Below are 20,471 nucleotides of genomic sequence, written 5' to 3' on the forward strand. Positions count from 1 at the left end.
GTACATCGTATTCTATTCGTTAATTTGATATGTGAAAGAATGTTCATAGCTAGTCCGTAGATATCTATAAGAACTTGAAACAGGAGCGGGTCAAGGTGTACTTGATGATTCGGTGTTCATGGAACAAGTAATAACGCCCTGAGGCGGTTGAATATACCGCTTCATATTGTATACCTATGTGTGGTATCTTTATATATTGCGATATGAAGTGGGATTCCGTGGTCACTCGTACCAATAAAATAGATGAAATTGACATGAAGGAGAAAAAATGATATTTAAAGACTTGAATATAATACCTGAAGTATTAAAAGCTTTAACCAAAGAGAATTACACAACGCCGACGCCCATACAAGAACAGGCGATTCCAGCTGTATTAGCTGGCCGAGATTTACTTGGATGCGCTCAAACGGGAACAGGAAAGACGGCAGCATTTGCGGTGCCGATGATCCAATTGTTAAGTGAACAGCACAGTAAGGCTAGTGCAGTGCGCCGTATCCGTGCATTGATCCTATCACCGACAAGAGAGCTTGCTCTGCAAATTGCCGACAACATTCAAGCGTATAGTCAGTTCACTGATTTACGTTGTTCTGCGATCGTTGGCGGTGTTTCGCAAAAGGTACAGGAGCGGGCGCTAAGTCGAGGAGCGGATATTATTATTGCAACTCCGGGCAGACTTATTGATCTAATCAATCAAAAACGTATTGATTTACAATATGTCAACATACTGGTATTGGATGAAGCCGACAGGATGTTAGACATGGGCTTTATTCACGATGTGAAGAGAATTATTACGAAAATGCCTCGTAAAAGACAAACCCTCTTCTTCTCAGCAACCATGCCGCCAGAGATATCCCAATTGGTAAAATCGCTGCTCGTAAATCCCGTGAAAGTCGAAATCACGCCTGTGTCTTCTACGGTAGATCGCATACAACAATCGGTATATTTGATAGATAAGGGGAACAAGCAGAAACAATTGAATCATCTATTACAGGATAAATCTATTGCTACTGCTCTCGTATTTACTCGTACCAAACACGGCGCAGACCGCGTAGTGCGTGAATTAACCAAAGTAAAAATAACAGCTCAAGCTATTCATGGCAACAAATCTCAGAATGCTCGTCAGCTAGCCTTAAGTAATTTCAAGAGCGGGGTAACGAGAGTGTTGGTAGCTACGGATATCGCTGCAAGAGGAATCGATATCGAGGAACTTTCGCATGTAATCAATTTTAACCTTCCTAATATTCCAGAAACGTATGTTCATCGTATTGGGCGTACAGGGAGAGCAGGATTGAGTGGGACTGCCATTTCGTTTTGCGATAAGGAGGAAATTCCGTATCTTAAAGATATCGAGAAATTGATTGGAAAGACCATTCCGAGAGTCGAAGACCACGCCTATAAGATGCAGTTAACATCGACGCCTGCGCAGGTAGAGATAGCATCACAATCAGCAGCCTTCAAACCTGAGAAATCCAAGGCTAATCCGAAGCGTAAGCCAAAGTCCGAATGGTTTACCAAAAGAAACAAAAGCAAGCAGGTAAAAGCATAGGATCTGGAGTTATATGAAGCGGGAATAATCCCGCTTCTTTTTTGTGTGCGACAGGCAGTTAATTGCTCTTCAACATGTATTATCCGCCTCATTCTGTAAACGTAAACTAATTTATGGTGTGAAACGGCACTTGAGAGCTTGACATGAACGCAAGTGAGTATATAATAGCTCTTAAGACATCAATTATTTAAGTTTATTTATTAATTTAATTAAATAGATTATAGGTGGGTGGACTTATGAAGTCGTTTCTACCAAATGACATTAAAGATGAGAATAGAAAGATCATATTTGACATTCTGCTGCAGCATCCTGAGCTGGCAAAAGTCGAGATCACAGAGAAGACAGCGATGAGCTTCGTTACGGTAAGCAAGATCGTTAGCTTTTTTGAAGAGGTCGGGATCTTGACTGTCACGGGTGAGAGTCGAGAAGGGTCTGGCGGCTTGGGAAGAAAGCGTACGGTGTACCGATTTAATGAAAATAGCTATACAACAATCGGGATCCAGATTATCGGCAACACGATTACAGCTGTACTGATCAATTTATATAGCAAGATTATCGATTCCTATTCGATTGAAACGGACATCCCGTTCTATAGCGAAGAGTTCACATCGATCTTTACAGAGATCGTTACTCACTTGAAGGATAAGGCGAAGGAAACGAACAGCGTTGTCTTGGGAATAGGCATTGGCGTTGACGGGGCGATCAATACAAGGAAGAAAACGATCCGCATGAGAACCCAGCATAACCAGGAGAACGATTTTCATTACGAAGCGATTATCGAGAATCTGAAAGATGCCGTGAACCTGCCTATTCTTCTGGAGAACGATGTGAATGCTGCGACAGTGGCGGAATTTCGCAATCTGGAAAATGGAGATCAAGCGCCGGCGAATCTCGTTCATATCGCGGCTGGTGATGGAGTTGGGGGCGGCCTAATCCTTAATAAGGAGCTGCACCGAGGCGTTAATGCAAGTGCAGGTGAGCTGGAGTACATGTGCTTCGATTCCGAGTATAAGCGAACTCCGTCGTCAGTCGGTTGGTTGGAGAGCAGATTAGGTATCAAGTATCTGTTAAGCACGTATGATCTGAATGCTGCTGAAGATATCGAAGCTTGCATTGATTACATCGCGAAGAATCTAGCCTTAACCATTACGAATGTGATCAGCATATTGGATATCGATCGGATCATGATTAGCGGCAAGACCATAGCGCTGTTCCCGGAACGTATATTGAATCGCACCAGAAGCTATGTTGAGCAATACACGGAGTGGACCCCTACGATTACAGTAAGTGATTGCCACGAATCAACAGCAATCGGAGCAGCTGTACTCATTCTTCAGCAAGAGATGATTCATGTCATCTCGGGATAATCAATTAAGGAGTGAACAACATGATCAGGATCTTTGATACTGAAGAGGAAGTAGCATACGAGATTGCTAGCGAAATGAAAGATCGTCTATTAAACGATGGACAACCCGTCTTTTGTCTAGCTTCGGGAAGCACCCCGCAGAAGAGCTATCAGAAATTCGCCGGTGATGCGGATATTCATCAACATATAAAGAAGCTCAATATTGTGAGCTTAGATGAATGGGGTGGAATTGATAGAAGCTCTGAAGGAAGCTGCTTTCAGATGCTGAATCAGGATTTATTTTCACTAGTATCGCTTGATGACAGTCAGATTGAGTTCTTTGATGGAACGTCGGCGGATCTGAAGCAGGAGTGCTTGCGAATTGATCGTTGTATCGAGCAGCATCCTATTACATTCAGTTTAATGGGTGTAGGGATGAATGGGCATATCGGACTTAACGAACCAGGCTCTCCAGTATTGCAGCATAGCAGTGTAGTAGAGTTGTCGAACACAACGAAGGAAGTTGCTCAGAAATATTTTAATGAACAGACGGTATTAACCGATGGAATCACATTGGGATTGGGCCAGATTATCAATAGTAAGAGAGTGGTTGTAGCCATCACGGGAGCGCATAAAGCTGACATCGTGAAAGAAATATTCTCGAATTCGGATGCGAAGCTGCCTGCTCAGGAATTGCTAGGCTATGAACATATCGATTTCTATCTGGACGCGGAAGCTGCGAAACACATTAGATAGTCATCAAAGTTTAGGAGCACAAACATGGGGAATTACGTAATTGGTGTAGACATTGGAGGCACGAATGTTCGAGTTGGACTGGTTAATGAGAATCTAGAGCTTGTTCGGAAGGAAACAGCGTTAACGAGCAGCTTTCGACATGCCGAGGAGATCTTTGCAGCTGTTAAAGCAATGATCGAGACAGTGGATCCTGAGCGGCAAGCCAGCAAGATAGGCGTTGTGCTGCCGGTTCCTTGGAATGATCAAACGGAAGTTATCTGTGATGCAACCAACATCCCTTGTCTGGAGAATGTTCATATTGGAATGATCAGAGCTTATTTTCCGGAGTATGAAGTTTTCTTCGAGAATGATGTAAATGTGATCACACTGCTTGAATCGGATCATGGGGCAGCGAAAGCCTATAATCAATCGATCTATATAACGGTTAGCTCCGGAATTGGGAGCGGGATTATCCTAGATAATAAACTTATCCATGGCGCCCACGGTTATGCCGGTGAGATTGGAAGCATGATTATATCCGACAGCAAGAAGAATCACTCCACGTTATACGATGGTACTCTGGAATCTCTATGCAGCGGCATAGCCTTGGAAGAGGAAAGCAAGCTTCTGTATGGCAGCCATGCAACGGCGAGCTTACTGTTTGAACAGTACCATCTGAAAGATAGACAAGCGATAGCAGTCATCGAATCCTGGATCGAATACTTTTCTAATGCCATTGTTTCGTTGATGCAAACGATAGATCCCGATATTTTTGTTGTCGGTGGAGCTGTCATTCATCATAATCAGTGGCTGATCGATAGAGTAGTCGAAAGCGCAAAGAAGAAGGTACTCCCGCGCTTAAGTGACAATGTCAAAGTAGTGGTATCACAATTTGGTCCTGATGCTGGAATTATTGGGGCTGGATACAACGTATATACAAAGGCTAAAGGAGAATGAGAATGATGAAGAAGTTGAAAGTTGCTTTGATTGGAGCAGGCAGTGTTTCCTTTGCACTAGGTGCGCTTAACGATCTGGTATTGTCTGAGCGTTTGAAGAATCATGCGGATCTCGAGATCGCGTTGATGGATATTGTAGAAGAGAATGTGAAGAGAACCCACAAGTATGCAACCGATATGTTCAATGAATATTCGCACCCTGCGAAGATCTGGCATACTCTTAATCTGGAAGATGCAGTAAGAGAAGCGGACTTTGTCATCGTAGCTATTGAGGTAGAGAGATACTTGTACTGGTCTCAGGATTTCCACATTCCACGTCGTTACGGCAGCAAACAGATCTATGGCGAGAATGGCGGCCCAGGATCTATGTTCCATACGCTGAGAAACCTAGGTCCAATGCTCGAAATTGCGAAGACAATGGAGAACGTATGTCCAGATGCTTGGCTCATCAACTACACGAATCCGGAAGCTAAGCTGGTAGAAGCTATCTCCAAGTTGACTTCTATTAAAGTCGTAGGCTTGTGCCACGGTCTGGAAATGGGGATTCATCAACTGGCTGAATTCTTGGAGATGGATATTAAGGATATCGGCGTTGAAGGCGGCGGCTTGAATCACTTCGGCTTCTTCACGAAGATCTGGGACAAGAATACAGGAGAAGATCTGTACCCGCTGTTCGATGAGAAAGAGAAAAAGGCGAACCGTCTAGCGAAATTTGAGCATATGGCGTTGTCCAGAACGATGTACCGCACTTACGGCTATTATCCTTATCCAGGAACGAACCATATTGGAGAGTATATTTCCTATGCGGATGATTTCTATGCAGGACTGTCTCTGCAATATCGCTACGATCCAATCCGAGAAACGATGTGGGAGAAAGATTCAAGAGTGCCTGAATTCGTGTACTGCGCTGGCGGCTACAATATAGATCAAGATCTATTCTCGCCAATCATGACACAAGAGCTCTGGACAGAACAAGCATATGTATTCGATAAGGAAAAGGTTAGATGCAGCGGTGAATACGCGATTCCAATTATCGAAGCGATGTTCTTCGGGGAAGAGCTTCATCTGAATGCTGTTAATATGCAAAATAAAGGCGCTATTAAGGGACTTCCAGATGATATGGTCGTTGAAACGCAAGCTGTTGTGAGAGGCAACAACATTGAATTCGTACCAATGACGGTTGAACTCCCAACTGCTCTTATCGGTACGATTCATATTCAAGGCACGATCCACAAGCTGTTGTTGGAAGCTTATGTAGAGAATTCGAAGACGAAGCTTCTGCAAGCGATTCTGCTTGATCCTCAAGCACCAACTTATTATCAAGCATGCGCGATGATCGATGAGATGTGCGAGCTGCAGAAAGATATCTTGCCGATGCTTGAGTGGAAGTAAGGAGTTTTTGATGCTTCAACAATGGTGAGGCTATGTGAGAAAAGACAGATAGTAAAATGGTAGACACGGGACCTGGTTGCTGAGACTAGGTTGAGGGTGATATGGGACAAGCTTCCGATCTTGTTTATTGTCGGCATGGTATTGGTGTATTTCTACGTTTTCATTAAGTTGAACTACAAGGTGTTGTTGAAGCTCGTTGCACGTATGATAGCTAATGTGAATTAAATGCGTTGTGAACGATGATAGCGAGGGACTGTATGACGGGTTGAATTCAACTGTCGTAGAGTCCTTTTTCTGTTGAATGAAAGTTTTATTGTAAATGTATACATGTGAAAGATTCTAAAGAGATTATGTGGGTTATACTAATTTCGATGGAATCCCAATTATTGATGCGGAAATTTAACTTTCGTAATACTGTGTAAAAAAATTCAAAAAAAATTATGCATATACTGGATATTACTTACATCGAAACACCTAAGCTCTAATTTTTAATTTCAATTACATGAGATGCCAAGGTCGATATTATTGTTGGGGATAATTTGGTACATACTTAAAATTAGGTGATGTGTGTGGCTGATAAAGTTTCAAAAGAAATAAGAAGTAAAATGATGAGAGCAGTTAAATCTACAGAAACAAAAGTTGAGTTAAAAGTAAGAAAGTTGCTTTGGGAGAAGGGAGTCAGATACAGAAAAAATGTAAAGACACTATTAGGTAAACCTGATATTGCGATAAAAAAACATAAAATTGTTATATTTATCGATTCATGCTTTTGGCATTTTTGCCCTATTCACGGTCATATGCCTAAGAGTAATCTTGATTATTGGACAAAAAAATTAAATCGAAATATTGAACGTGACAAAAGAATTAATGAGTACTATAAAGAACTTGGTTGGACGATTCTTCGGTTTTGGGAACATGAAGTAAATGCTGATACAAATGCTGTAGTAGATAAAATCCTCTTGTGTATTAAACCCAAAGTACCAAAACAGCCATACCAGTAATTCTACTGGTATGGCTGTCTTAACCCATTTTAATCCCAAGGTTCAATATGCCTGTAAAGGGTAGGAGGAACACCTTGCAGTGGGAGAAGGATTCCCGAGTTCCAGAATTCGTGTACTGCGATGGCGGATACAATCTAGATCAAGATCTGTTCTCGCCAATCATGGCCCAAGAGCTCTGGACCGAACAGGCTTATGTATTCGAGAAGGAAAAGGTGAAGTGCAGCGGTGAATATGTGATTCCAATTATCGAAGCGATGTTCTTCGGAGAAGAGCTTCATCTGAAAGCTGTTAATATGCAAAATAAAGGCGCTATTAAGGGACTTCCGGATGATATGGTCGTTGAAACGCAAGCTGTGGCTAACAAGAACGGTATTGAATTCATACCAATGACGGTTGAACTGCCAACTGCCCTTATTGGAACGATTCATATCCAAGGCACGATCCACAAGCTGTTGCTGGAAGCTTATGTAGAGAATTCGAAGACGAAGCTTCTGCAAGCGATTCTGCTTGATCCCCAAGCACCTACTTATTATCAAGCGTGCGCGATGATCGATGAGATGTGTGAGCTGCAAAAAGATATCCTGCCGAAGTTGGAGTGGAAGTAAGGAATGAGGAGTTTAATGAGGGCTTCTCATTGTTAAAGACTTGTCAGGTAAATTAATGTGAATGAAGAACTGTGTCGAATGGATTGCCAAATGGTCAAGACCCATTTCAGTATACTGTAAAAACATCCTATACTAAGCTATATGTTTCAAACTACTGATCCTTCTTAGCCATGAAAATGCCCCCCTGTAAATATTCATCGGATTAAAACACCAGGGTGCTTATCCAATGTCTACTATAAGGGGGGCACTTCAAATTGTTCAGGTTTTTTCTTGTAGTAATAATGAAATGAATAATACAATTAAATATTCTGCTGGTTTCTTTACCTATTTTATGCAGTTGCTTAGCTTTTTGTAATAATGGCAATAACAATTTTGGTTTCAAACCATGGACTTATTTCAGCTAGTTGACTAATGATTATTCATCAGGATATTACCAGAATGTTTTTTGAACAATTAGATCGTTTCTAGATATTTGGCTTATATGTATACTCTGAGGTTAATTTTATCGAAGACCAACCATGTGATTGACCACTACTAAATTTTACCCTCAATGAGATTTGTTCCTCCCTTTCGTTCCAGAATAAGGTGTTCTGTAATTGACTTGGAACGTTCCGAAGAACCTCTACATTGCTATTTACATTGGAGTGTTCAATGTAAAACGATTTATTTTGTTCATATGCAGTAATTACCATGAGTGCTTTCCCAAGAAGATTTTGAATACCTTTTCTCAAATTTTCTTGAGAGGCATGCTCCAATGCAGATCCAATTTCATTGGAAAGCTGTCTTAAGCACTCTTGCCTTTCCAAACCATTATCATATTCTGCTTTAACTTCAGCTACTTTACTGCTTAAATCCGTTTTAATATTAAAATAAGTGCTACTGAGTATTGTACCAATACCGGGGTTTTTAGTTGTGATTTTTTGTCCTATTTTCTGAATTGCCTTTAATGATATAAATAATTCTTCTACTTGGTTATTTTGTAGACGTAACGAGATTTTTAAGTCACCTGTATTTAATCTATCTTTTGTATAGATGTCAGCAACTAACTGTATCCCTTCAATTTTCAAAGCTCCTTTTTTTTGATATACGTACTCACTGATTATCTCCGCTGTTCTTTCTGAACTTAGTTGGATTGAAGCAGCAGTGTTGCTATCAATCTTAGATAAATAACTTTGCAAATAATTAGAGCATTCATTATCGTCTGCTTGAATAATAGAGGGATTTTTTTTTACGATCCAATAATATGAAAAGGCCTCATGACATTTCCCAACGGCATTACTTGTGTTTTTATCTCGAGAAAAATTAGTCTTTGCTACTATATCATCGATTTTATTTAGTGTTGAATAGTTATGATTGATATTCTGACTTTGGAAATCTTCCATTCTTTTGAATACTTCGAAGCTTGTGGCTAATTTTATAGATGAGTGAGGCTTATTTTCGAATTTAAATCGAAGGGTTAATGCCACATTTCCGTAGTGTATGCCAATTGTATTCCTTCCCTTTTTATAAACAATGATGTCAAAATATTCTGACATCTTTGGATTGAACTCCTCAATATTAATCTTCTTATTTTTTACTCTTGTAATAATGTTAGTTTGTTTTGCCATTAATAAGACATCGAATGCATTTTTAAAGCCTTCTCGATTGGTGTTGTAACTACGTTGTAATAGTGAGTAACAGTAGTCACGAATACTATATAAAAATTGGTCTCTACTTATATTACTTGCTTCATCGAATTGTGAATAAAGCGTTCTTACCTTCGCTTTTAATTCCCTTGTATTCGATAATGCTTCTGTATATACTCCTTTTAATTCAAGTAGATTATTTAGATACTGATTATATTCAATTTCCATGAATGAGTTGAATTCATTTTGTGTTATTTCATCCAAAAAATATTTTGATAAAAAGCTTTTTGATCCCAAGTTTTTTGGTTGTATAATACCGGAACCTTGAACAAAGAACAAGTTTATAGGGTATTCAATATTATCTTTAACAATAATTAAGTCATTGTGATGGTCTGAATTCTTTTGATAAAGTTTACATTCAATCTTAGAAGTAGTTGGGAATTTATCCCATATATATTGTGCCGTTTGGCGAGATTGATTATTTATGTTCTCAGGCCAAGTTCCTATCTTCAATTTATGTTGTAGTGCAGCGAATGTATCTTCTAAATGTTGATTCCCGATTGACTTTGATGTACTCATCTTTAATCCTCGTTTCTCCATTGTTCTTGGTTGTTTGAGATTATTATCTGATACTGAGATGAATGACTAGAATCTAATGTAATTATTTATTTTACAATAAAAGTGTTAGAAAATGATGTTACAGAGAACGTACAATATCTTTATAAGCAGATAAATGGAAAGCCGCAGAGATGGTTTCACGTTTAATTGCAAGTAAGCAGCATGAATATAAACACTGCACGTAATATACAATGTTTGGAATTATTTGGTGTCACGAATGCTTCGTCTCTTAAGAACTTGTTGTAGATAAATACATGACATGTAAGACTCGATTAATCACAGATATAAGATATTTAGTGTGTTTTCGATTAGAACGCTTGAAAAGTTATGATAATTGTCGTAATATTAATTGATGGGAACAAGTGTTCTTATCAAGTGGTTGTTATATATATTTGGACATTGACGAAAAATCGGTCCATTGTTTACAATGATGTTTATTGCGAATTTATGCAAGAACGTGTCGAAGGAGCGGTGAATGTGATTAAACTAGATCAAAGAGGTCGAGGTAAATATAAACCTGCTCCGGATTTAGCGCCTGAAGAAGTAAAGAAGGTATTGCTAGAAAAAATCAAGCAGGAAAAAGAGACGAAAGCCATAATAGATTTAGATGGGGAAATATTCTATAGAGACGATAAATTTAATGTGATTTCCTTATTTTGTGGAGCAGGTGGATTGGATCTTGGTTTTGAACTTGCAGGGCTTGAGGCAGTAATCGGTGAGAACGATGCGCTCCGTGCATTCGAGGATAAGGAACAATTCAATAAAGTTCGTGATAAAAGTTTGTTCCATACGGTTCTTGCTAATGATTTTTTTAAAGAAGCACTTGAGACCTATTCCTTGAATCTTAAGGACTCTGAACATACTAAAGTATTAAATGGGGATGTTCGGAAGGTGAAGCATTTTCCGAAGGCCAACCTTGTTATAGGGGGATTCCCATGTCCTGGATTTTCTGAAGCAGGTCCGCGTCTTATAGATGATGAACGTAACTTTCTCTATTTACAATTCATCCGATGCTTAACACAGTCAAAACCAGAAATTTTTGTTGCTGAGAATGTAAAAGGTATGTTGACATTAGGAAAAGGGGAAGTCTTTAAACAAATAGTTGAAGATTTCTCATCGGTTGGTTATAAAGTTCACTATCAAGATAAACCTCTTAATTCAAGAGACTATGGTGTTCCTCAACTGCGTGAGCGAGTTTTTTTAGTTGGAGTTCGTAAAGATATAGATTTTAAATATAAGTTTCCAGATCCAAGCCATGGTCCCGATTTAAGTAATCCATACAAAAATTTAGAGGATGCTATTGGTGATTTGAGAGATGACTGTGGGCTTTATTATGAGGGCTCATTCTCATCAATATATATGTCTCGAAATAGAAGGAAGAATTGGGATGAGCAGAGTTTTACGATTCAAGCCTCTGGTAGACAAGCGCCACTTCACCCAGGCGTTCCACCAATGGAATTTGTCGAGAAAGATAAATGGAAATTCAGTGATAGTATTGAAAATTACCGAAGACTTTCAATTAAAGAAATAAAACGAATACAAACATTTCCTGATTGGTATGAGTTTTCACCTCAAATTCCGACTAATAATAGCCATGTAGATAAAATCTATAAACAAATCGGAAATGCCGTTCCTGTGATGCTAGCAAGAGCGGTGGCACTTCCTATAGCTAAATGGGTTAAGGAATATATGAATTTAAATAATACTAATATTAAGACATATACAAGAACAAAGAGTGAGGATGAAAAGGTACTATAGGGTTTCTAATTATTTGAGAAAAGTTCTGATTTCAGTTTTTTGAATTATAAGTGATTGAAATACTATATCTATTCACGAGCTTTGAACAAATTACTGTTCAAGGCTCGTGTTGTTTCTACAAAAAATCTTTGGGTATTTTTATGATTTAGCTCAAGAGTTTTTATGAACATTTATTTTTATCATGTATACCAGTATTAGTGGATATTTTCTATGTGACAAGTATAGTTATCGAAAATTGTTAGTGGACCTATAGTTTATGCCTAAAAAAGGATCCGATATAGAAATGGGCAGGAGAAGCTATAATTATGTCGAACTTAGTCTTTAAGAACTTGTTAGAATTAGATTTCTAGGAGAGAGCTGGTAATACAGCTTATGTTCATAATTTTGGGGATGCCTGTACAAGCACAAACTCATCCAATTTGAGGCGTGGGCTGAATTCTGCTTTTTGACTTTTATCCTTAGAAAAAAGATAAACCTATGTGAATCAGTTTATAAAATGTTATGTCTTACTGATAGTCAAGAAATTCAGTGTAGAGTCAAACAGAGATCTAGCTAAGTTATTATATTATTCGCTATAAACAATAATCAAATGAATAAAAAACTACTTGGAATCGAGAAATCAGAGCTGGATGAATCAGTGGTTACAAATGAGCTAAATGAAAGTCGATGCTTATTATTGAGCTTAGCGTAAAGGGAAATTACAATAAAGCAACTGAATTGGGGATTCTTCATGACAATAACAAAAGAGTTTGAAATATGGCTAGTTAGTAATCAGAGAAAAAGAAATGGAGATACATTAAGTGCAAGCTCTGCCTATAAATATGCTCGTGCGATAAAAACGATTTCGGAGGAAATGATCAAGATAGGTATTCTTAAGAATGATCTCTACACTTTCATTTCATTAAATGATTTATTAAGGAATATTGAGCTTATAAAAGAAAATGAATTATTTATAGCCAAAAACAGTATCGGTCATAATATGTACAGTGTAGCCCTCGATCATTATATTAACTTTTTAAAAGATACAATATAGAATGAATTGTCATTCTATATTGTATCTTTTTTTGGATTGTTAACTTTAAACTGTACATATATTTTGAGGTGAAATATTTGAAAATCAGTTGGACTGGAATACACTTATGTTTTGTGTATTAGTTTTAGAGAGAGGTTCTTCGAGTGCGAATTCAGTTTAAATCCTTTGAACATAATTTCGGCTACGCATTATCTTAAGGTATCCTACCATGATTTTAGAAATCTCCGAGTTGAAGCTAGAGACTGAAGAAGATCTAGTAAAGTGGCGGGAACAACGGCGTGCCGGACATGTTAAAGTTGATTTGGACCATCAGCAAGTGGATCTAGCACAAAAGGTTCTTGGCATTCATGTGGAGTGATTTTATTTTCTATCCGAATCTGGTGCTCTAGCGATTACTTGAAATAGTAGAAATGGGACCTGGTTGCTTAGACCAGGTTCTTTATTGTGTAAGAAACAACATCCGACATATAAGATTGTGTTTTTTCAAAGGATACTAGAGGATTCTGTCGAAGTGATGTAGAAGGATGTCGATACAATATACAAAAAACAAATATAAGAAACCAAAAGTGAAGATACTATTGGGGAACCATGGAATCCTAGGAGATGCAAAATGCTGAAATTGAGACAATCATTAAGGACTAAGTTTCAAACTATAGTTTGGGCATTTAAAATTGCATGGAAAATAGATGGAAGAGTGCTGTCGCTTTGGTTAATTTTAAGTTTAGGTCTATCCATTCTTCCAGCAGTGGCCTTGTATTTTAACCAAGAAATTGTAACAGTTCTTTCTAATTTTCTTTCAGATGGAAGTGGAAACTTTAGTGAAACGATTTCAATCATCATTGTATTTGGAATTATTATTACATTGATGGGCTTATCTGCACGAGTAAATGGAGATTTAATTTATATGATGATGTATGACTCATACTACATTGGTATGCAAGAAATACTTATGGACAGCCTACAAAAAGTAGAGATAACAGATTTATTAAAAAGTGAAATTAATGATGAATACCGTTTTGTTGTCGGACGTGCTGGTTCTTTAACGGATTTAATGAGTAGTTTCTGTTCTATATCAGGTAAGATAGTCTCCATCGTTTCTTTATTAATTGTAAGCTTTAACACGTCAAAGATAGTCTTTATCATAACTCTTATATATGTTTTATTTGTGCTTGTCCTTAATTTTTCTTTTACAGAAAAAATAAGATGGGATGCACAAAAGGTAAGGAAAGATGAAAGAGCTGCTGCCTATTTCGAAAAGTTACCGTTAAATCCTGGAACAGCTAAGGAGATTCGCATATTTGGTAATACGGAAGAAGTAGTTAGACAGTGGAGGAAAGCTTTTAATAAGGTCAAGGCAAATAAAAATCAGCGTACATTTGATATAGAGCTTAGGAATTTTGTAAGTGGGATTGGTTTTTACATATTTCTAATAATAATGGTGACCTATTCTCTCTTCAGAGTAGCAAAAGGGGAAATGACTACAAGTGTTCTCGTCATGCTTTATATCTTATGTATGAATATATACTCAGCTTTGTCTGGATTGGCTAGAAATATAATGGTTTTTGATCATGGTTTGTTTGCTTTGGAAAGACAATATAACTTTTTTAAAATCGCACCAGTTCAAGAGGAAATAGTTAGGGATAAAGCAATTCCTAAAGCAAGCGATGAGATTCCTGTTTTTGATATTAAGAATTTGTCATTTGGTTATAAAAAATCAGAACCTATTATTAAAGATCTTTCCTTTAAGATAAGGGAAGGTGAGATTGTAGCACTTGTCGGAAAAAACGGAAGTGGCAAAACCACACTTACGAAACTATTACTAGGTATGTACAAGCCTGATTCTGGTTCTATGAAATTTTACGGGGTGAATTATTCAGCTTACTCTCCAGAGGAGATCCGTAATCAAATAGGTGTATTTTTTCAGGATTTTTATTTGTTTCATGCACCTCTTTTGGAAAACGTGGCCTATGGTGACATTGAAAGTATAAATGAGGAGGAAAAAATATTAGACGCCCTTAGGATGGGAGGCGCGGACAAAGTTCTTCAGAAACTACCCAATGGAATGAATACTTTGCTAGGGAAAAGTGTAGATAATAGAGGCGTAGAACTATCAGGTGGTGAAAAGCAACGAATTGGTGTTTCCAGAGCACACTTAAATAATAAGAAAATACTAATATTTGATGAGCCTTCCGCTGCTCTTGACCCAATTGCCGAAACAGAGCAATTTATGAACATTCGAAATAAACTCAACGGTCGGACAGCTATATTGGTCAGCCACCGAATAGGCTTTGCACGATTAGCAAATAAAATTATCATGATGAATGACGGGGAAATCGTTGAAATAGGAACACATGACGAATTGATCTTGAAAAATGGATACTACGCTAATTTTTTTCATCAGCAGGCTCAATGGTATGAAAATGAAAAATTAACAGAGGAGGGTTTGTCGTATGAAACAAATCAATAGTAGAGACAAAATAACCTTCCTTGAAACTATTGAAATAATCGGGAAAGCATTGAAGATAAGTATTCAGACACAAACTCGAATATCATTGCTTGTAAAGATATTAGGATTTGCAATGGCTTTTCTCCCGATGTTGATTTCAATTTCATTAAGGCATTTTACCGATCAAGTTCAAATGTTATACGGAAAGGGTATTGAGCAGATCAGTATTGTTTTAGGAACATTTGTTATTCTTGCAACATTGTACATTCTCCAGACATTATATACAGGTATTCAGAATTATTATTCAAGTGTAGATACAATGAATGTTCAAGAGTATATAAAAGAAACTATTATCCGCTGTACTTGCCAAGTCAAATATAAATACATTGATAACTACGATGATTTCAAGGAGAAACTTGTGTTTGCAGACACTGTTGCGGGGTACCGTGTAGCAGAAAGCATGCAAAGTATCATAATATGGATTCAGAATCTAATTACATTTTTTAGTATACTTTATGTTCTATTTGAAGTTAATGGTTGGATAGTAGTTACCTTAATTGTGACAGCTATACCAGCCGTTATATTGGCGTCAAAACAAAAAGATGAAGATTATCGTTTAAAAGCAAAATGGATGAAAGAAGGGGCATTCGTTATACACTATTTTCATGAATGTTGTGGTCAGTATACTTTAAATGAAGTCCGTTTTTTTGGAATATTTAACTTTCTGAAAGATAAATGGCGCCAATCTGCAGTAAGTTATATAAATGAAAAAAATAAGATGACAAAGGTGCATGTCCTATATAATTCTATTGCTGATATATTAAGAAACGGTGTTTTTATTGCGATTTTGTTGATTGTAGTATATGAAATATTTAATGACCCCGCTGTGGGTTTGGGAGCCTTTATGCTTGTACTGACATTGGCAGGACAGTTTCAAGAGGTAACGGCTAAATTGTTTATTGGAGCGGCGCAATTTATAGGCGATGTGAAGTATATGAAAGATTTTTTTGATTTCGAAAACATGGAGAAAGAAAATCTTAATGATGCAGCCCTCCCTTTTTCGACGGCAGATATCTGTTTTAATAACGTGAGTTTTACATATCCGGGATCAAAAAATCAAATATTGAAAAATTTAAATATTTCTATTAAACAAGGAGAAAAAGTTGCTATTGTAGGAGAAAATGGATCAGGAAAAACTACTTTTGTTAACTTACTAAGTGGTATGTATGAACCGGATAGTGGGACGATTACGATAAATGGGCAGCCTATTTCAAAGCATCTTTCCGAAGTAAGGCGTAGTTTATCGGCAGTTTTTCAAGATTTCGGAAAGTACGAGGCTACAATTCGTGAAAATATTGTTGTATCAGACAGTGGTAAACAGACTACTGATAGGGAATTATCGAAACTTTCAGAACATACAGGAGCATTAGAGTTTATTGAAAGTCAGCCTCACGGTTTTGATGAGGTTATTGGCACCTTTAATGAAGAAGGTAATAATCTTTCTGGCGGACAATGGCAGAAAATAGCAATTACACGTGCGGCTTATCGAGATAAAGTAAGGCTCATGATTCTTGATGAACCAACAGCGGCACTTGATCCCATAGCGGAAGCTGAATTATACCGTAATTTCTCCAGATTGACTGATGACAAGACGACAATTCTGATCTCTCACAGACTAGGAATTGCAAGTATTGTAGATAGAATATTAGTTTTTGATAATGGTCAAATAGTAGAAGACGGAGACCACTCGTCTTTGATGTCGATGGATGGTATATATGCGGATATGTACAGGAGTCAATCCATGTATTACGTGTAATACATGGATGGCTGCCATTTGCCTACAATCGAGATAGTACATCTACTAGAAAAGATCCCCAGAGAAAGCTATACTTACAGGAAGGAATAATCATATAAACACATCATGAGGAGAAGAGGACAACAGTGATGAACAACTTCATGGAAACGACGAAGGTGCAATACGACATATTTCCCACCCCTCAAGAACTGACTTATCTCGCAGGACAGTCTAAGATGACAGACCACGTTCATGTTATCGTGTCAGCAGATCTGAAAGCGGCTACATTGCCGCTGCTGCTTGATACGCTGACAACGCACGGATTCACATATACGGTGTCGGAACATGGGGTGCCGAGCCAGAGCAACATATACCTATGCGATGAGCAGAGTTCGGAGCTTGAAGCGATTGCTGCTGCGCATCCTGAACTCGCAACGAAGCTGAATCGGACTGAGGGCTATCGCCTCCTTATAAATGATAACGATATAACGATCGTCGGGCATGATCGCGAGGGCATTCATTATGGTGTTGTGACTCTCCGCAGCATTCTGCAGCAGTCTGTCGACTACGTACTCCAGAACTGCGCGATTACGGATTATCCCGAGATTCTATATCGCGGATACATCGAGGGCTTCTATGGATACCCTTGGAGCCATGAGGATCGCATCGATCTTATGCACTTCGGCGGTGAGCAGAAACTGAACACCTATATCTATGCGCCTAAGGACGACCCTTATCATCGCAAAGACTGGCGAGAGCTGTATCCAGCGGATAAGGCGCGGGAGATCGCTGAGCTCGCAGCAGCAGGCCACCAGACCAATATGAACTTCGTGTGGACGATCCATCCGGGCGATTCGATTGATTTGTCCTCTGAGGAAGATGCAAAGTCATTGATCGTGAAGCTGGAGCAGGTATATAGCTTGGGTGTGCGGCAGTTTGGCATTCTGTTCGACGATCTCGTTGGCGTGCCGAACGGAGTCGAGCAGGCTCAATTCATTAACCGCATCGATACAGAGTTCATCAAGGCTAAGGGAGATATTCGACCGCTCATCACGGTAGGAACACGCTACTGCGAAGCTTGGGGACCGTCGATGCAGCAGTATTTCAAGCCGTTTGTGGACACGCTGCATGAAGATGTCGAGGTCATGTGGACAGGCGCTGCGACGATGTCGAACATTGCGAAGGAGCAATTCGAAGCGCCTAGACGCGAGATCCATTCAACGAAGCAATTGTCCGTATGGTGGAACTATCCGGTGAACGATTATTGCGATGCGAAGCTGCTGATGGGCAAGATTCGCAATCTGAGCTCCGATCTGGATAACGTGAACGGATTCTTCGCGAATCCGATGAATCAGTCGCAAGCCTCTAAGCAGGCGCTGTTCTGCATTGCGGACCATAACTGGAACACGGATGCATACGACACCGATAAGAGCTACTCCGCCTCCTTCAAGGCACTGGCGCCAGAAGTGGCCGAGGATCTGGAGATCTTCGCCTCGAACTGCTGTTACGTTCGAGATAATGGCGGTGCGAGCGGTGAGTTCTTGTTCGATGAATCCTGGTATTTGAAGGATGACATAGCCGCCTTAACCAATGCCATGAAGCAGGGGCATGATGTGACAGCGTACGCGGATCGACTTCAAGCGCACTTTATTCGCATGGAGACAGCAGCCGATCATATCGAACAGCAATGTACGAACCAGAACTTATTGCACGAGTTGGCGCCGTTCTTGAAGGCGTTCCGACTCATGGCGCAGGCGGCACAGCGTGTGATTCATGCTGTTCACGCGCAGCGTGCAGGCGATTTGGCTGCTATGGACATGAACAATGAAGCAGCCTTCGAACTTCTAACCTTGATGCAGGAATGTAAGGTTCATCGTCTAAAGGAGGAGACTCCGCAAGATTTTACCGTCGATGTGGGGACCCTGATCTTGAAGCCGTTTATCTCGGACATGATCGTACTGACGGCTGTAGCAGCAGGAACGGAGCAGGCGCTCGCTGTGCCAAACTATGAGATGAAGAACATCGCTCTGCAATCATTGGGCGTGACCGCAACGGCTTCCCAGTCGATAAGTAAGGATATGGATGCGGATCAAGTCATTTCAGGCAAGATTAGCAGCGGCAAATGGTGTTCATCCGACCACAGACCGTATCTTACGGTCGATCTCCAGCAGCCTGTCACGGTGAAGCAGTATCGGATCGTGAATTGCGGTCATCCGGAGGCGAGCGAGAGCTGGATGTGGAGTACGAAGCATGTGCAGATCTTGGCTAGTATGGACGGCGAGAACTTCAGCATCGTGGATGAAGTCACGGATAATCAAGATGATGTGATCAACCGCATAATGTACGACGAGGTAACGGCGCGTTACTTCCGTTTGCAAGTGATGGAGCCTTCACAGATGAGTATGAATGGCGGCGGACATACGCGGATCTATGCATTTGAGTTATTTGATGATGCTTATCCTGATCATTCCGCTAAGGTGCTGACCTCCGACATGGTGATTAGTGCTTCAGGTGATGTCACGATCCGCAATGTGAAGAAGGGAGATGTCATTTCCCTATTCCACACGCTGGATGACCAGATACCATATGCGACAATCGAAGCAGCAGAAGATCATATAAACGAGGTTACGATAGAAGGGGCGGCGCTTCGAGCCAACAATGGCCGAATATTTGTGGAGAGAACGTCTCGCCATTATTTGCCGAGTGTGAGAACGTCTAAGAGCATAGCGAGATAACCTCGAAACTGCATTATATTTTATAGTAGAATCACTATGTGTTCATGCGAATGAATCGTAGTGATTCTTTTGTGAGCACTAGGGTACAATATCAGCTTGAGGTGAGCCGCATGAATATTCAGCAGATAGCCGATTACATGGAGAACAGCCCTGAACTCTATCGCATACTGAAGCACTGCCCTTATGAGATATTGCGGCAATGGAAGCTTATGCGGTACAAGAAGGGATCGATGATATTTCAGCAGGATGAGGTGTATGATCGATTCGGCATCTTGGTAGAGGGTCTCGCGGACATTAACGTGATCGGGGAAAATGGCAAGAAATACTCGCAAGCTACATATGCGGCAGGGGATATGATCGGCGAGATCGAGATTCATGATCTTATTCCATTTATCAGCAACGTTGAGGCTATCACTGATGTCGTGATGCTGAGCCTGCATCGTGATGATTTCTTAAAGTGGATCCAGCTGGACAGCAACTTTAATCAATATTTTATTCGCCGCGTGTTGTATTACAATTACACGATCTCGAAACGTGAGGGGACTAACATTCTGTATCCCCTTCACCACCGGGTATGTACTTATCTGCTGCGCTGCGCCCAACACGGGGTCCGGCATTCCGACGGAATAGCCATTGAGATCAATAAGCAGGAGTGGAGCCAACAATTTGCCGTTACACAGCGGAGCATTAACCGAATCCTCTTCAAGCTAAGAGAAGAAGGGATCATTGATATCCAGAAGCAGCAATTGCTGATTCGAGACCTGGGCAGATTGCAGCAGGAAGCTAAGCTGGAGGGTTAGCGGGGATTGGTGAAATACGATGCACGGAGGAGGGCGGGACAATTGTCCCGCTCGGTTTATGAAAACGCTATCAAACTATGT

Annotated in this window: 15 protein-coding genes; 14 read left to right on the plus strand and 1 reads right to left on the minus strand. The window is 39.8% G+C overall.

Going from position 1 to position 20,471, the window contains the following annotated elements; genetic code table 11:
• Positions 1–268: 268 nt before the first annotated feature.
• The 7 genes from AC3WTP_RS11865 (at position 269) to AC3WTP_RS11895 (ending at position 7,580) form a co-directional block, all read left to right on the plus strand.
• The gene (locus AC3WTP_RS11865) at positions 269–1,546 is read left to right on the plus strand and encodes a DEAD/DEAH box helicase (protein ID WP_492394819.1); all 1,278 of its coding nucleotides are present in this window, start codon (positions 269–271) and stop codon (positions 1,544–1,546) included.
• A 236-nt stretch (positions 1,547–1,782) separates the two neighbouring features.
• Entirely contained in the window at positions 1,783–2,913 is a 1,131-nt protein-coding gene (locus AC3WTP_RS11870; RefSeq protein ID WP_492394820.1) for an ROK family protein, read from the plus strand.
• Positions 2,914–2,933: 20 nt separating this feature from the next.
• Positions 2,934–3,647: a 6-phosphogluconolactonase gene (locus AC3WTP_RS11875; RefSeq protein ID WP_492394821.1), complete on the plus strand. Its 714-nt coding sequence runs from the start codon at positions 2,934–2,936 to the stop codon at positions 3,645–3,647.
• 24 nt (positions 3,648–3,671) lie between these two features.
• Positions 3,672–4,583 (plus strand): ROK family protein, encoded by a 912-nt coding sequence (locus tag AC3WTP_RS11880; protein WP_492394822.1) that lies wholly within the window; start codon positions 3,672–3,674, stop codon positions 4,581–4,583.
• Positions 4,584–4,585: 2 nt separating this feature from the next.
• Positions 4,586–5,974, plus strand: a complete 1,389-nt coding sequence (locus AC3WTP_RS11885) for a family 4 glycosyl hydrolase (protein WP_492394823.1) — start codon at positions 4,586–4,588, stop codon at positions 5,972–5,974.
• Positions 5,975–6,537: 563 nt separating this feature from the next.
• Positions 6,538–6,975, plus strand: a complete 438-nt coding sequence (locus AC3WTP_RS11890) for a very short patch repair endonuclease (protein ID WP_492394824.1) — start codon at positions 6,538–6,540, stop codon at positions 6,973–6,975.
• A 74-nt stretch (positions 6,976–7,049) separates the two neighbouring features.
• Positions 7,050–7,580: a family 4 glycosyl hydrolase gene (locus AC3WTP_RS11895; protein ID WP_492394825.1), complete on the plus strand. Its 531-nt coding sequence runs from the start codon at positions 7,050–7,052 to the stop codon at positions 7,578–7,580.
• Between the two features lie 464 nt (positions 7,581–8,044).
• Here the strand turns inward: AC3WTP_RS11895 and AC3WTP_RS11900 are convergent, their stop codons facing one another.
• Positions 8,045–9,784, minus strand: coding sequence for a hypothetical protein (locus tag AC3WTP_RS11900; RefSeq protein ID WP_492394826.1), 1,740 nt, complete (start codon positions 9,782–9,784; stop codon positions 8,045–8,047).
• Positions 9,785–10,300: 516 nt separating this feature from the next.
• Between AC3WTP_RS11900 and AC3WTP_RS11905 the strand changes: the two genes are divergently transcribed.
• The 7 genes from AC3WTP_RS11905 to AC3WTP_RS11935 all read left to right on the plus strand — a co-directional run bounded on the left by AC3WTP_RS11905 (position 10,301) and on the right by AC3WTP_RS11935 (position 20,390).
• On the plus strand, positions 10,301–11,581 hold the full coding sequence (locus AC3WTP_RS11905; RefSeq protein ID WP_492394827.1) for a DNA cytosine methyltransferase: 1,281 nt from the start codon (positions 10,301–10,303) through the stop codon (positions 11,579–11,581).
• A gap of 703 nt (positions 11,582–12,284) precedes the next feature.
• Positions 12,285–12,614 carry a phage integrase SAM-like domain-containing protein gene (locus AC3WTP_RS11910; protein WP_492394924.1) on the plus strand — a complete coding sequence of 110 codons (330 nt, stop codon included), beginning with the start codon at positions 12,285–12,287 and terminating at the stop codon, positions 12,612–12,614.
• A gap of 208 nt (positions 12,615–12,822) precedes the next feature.
• Entirely contained in the window at positions 12,823–12,972 is a 150-nt protein-coding gene (locus AC3WTP_RS11915) for a hypothetical protein (protein WP_492394828.1), read from the plus strand.
• Positions 12,973–13,224: 252 nt separating this feature from the next.
• Positions 13,225–15,081 (plus strand): ABC transporter ATP-binding protein, encoded by a 1,857-nt coding sequence (locus AC3WTP_RS11920; RefSeq protein ID WP_492394829.1) that lies wholly within the window; start codon positions 13,225–13,227, stop codon positions 15,079–15,081.
• Positions 15,065–16,876, plus strand: coding sequence for an ABC transporter ATP-binding protein (locus AC3WTP_RS11925; RefSeq protein ID WP_492394830.1), 1,812 nt, complete (start codon positions 15,065–15,067; stop codon positions 16,874–16,876). The genes AC3WTP_RS11920 and AC3WTP_RS11925 overlap by 17 nt, the downstream gene beginning before the upstream one ends.
• Before the next feature lie 128 nt (positions 16,877–17,004).
• Positions 17,005–19,590 carry a glycoside hydrolase family 84 protein gene (locus AC3WTP_RS11930; RefSeq protein ID WP_492394831.1) on the plus strand — a complete coding sequence of 862 codons (2,586 nt, stop codon included), beginning with the start codon at positions 17,005–17,007 and terminating at the stop codon, positions 19,588–19,590.
• Positions 19,591–19,700: 110 nt separating this feature from the next.
• Complete coding sequence (locus AC3WTP_RS11935) at positions 19,701–20,390, plus strand: Crp/Fnr family transcriptional regulator (protein ID WP_492394832.1); 690 nt, start codon at positions 19,701–19,703, stop codon at positions 20,388–20,390.
• Positions 20,391–20,471: the final 81 nt, after the last annotated feature.

The organism is Paenibacillus sp. EB106-04-04-XG159, from assembly GCF_058791835.1.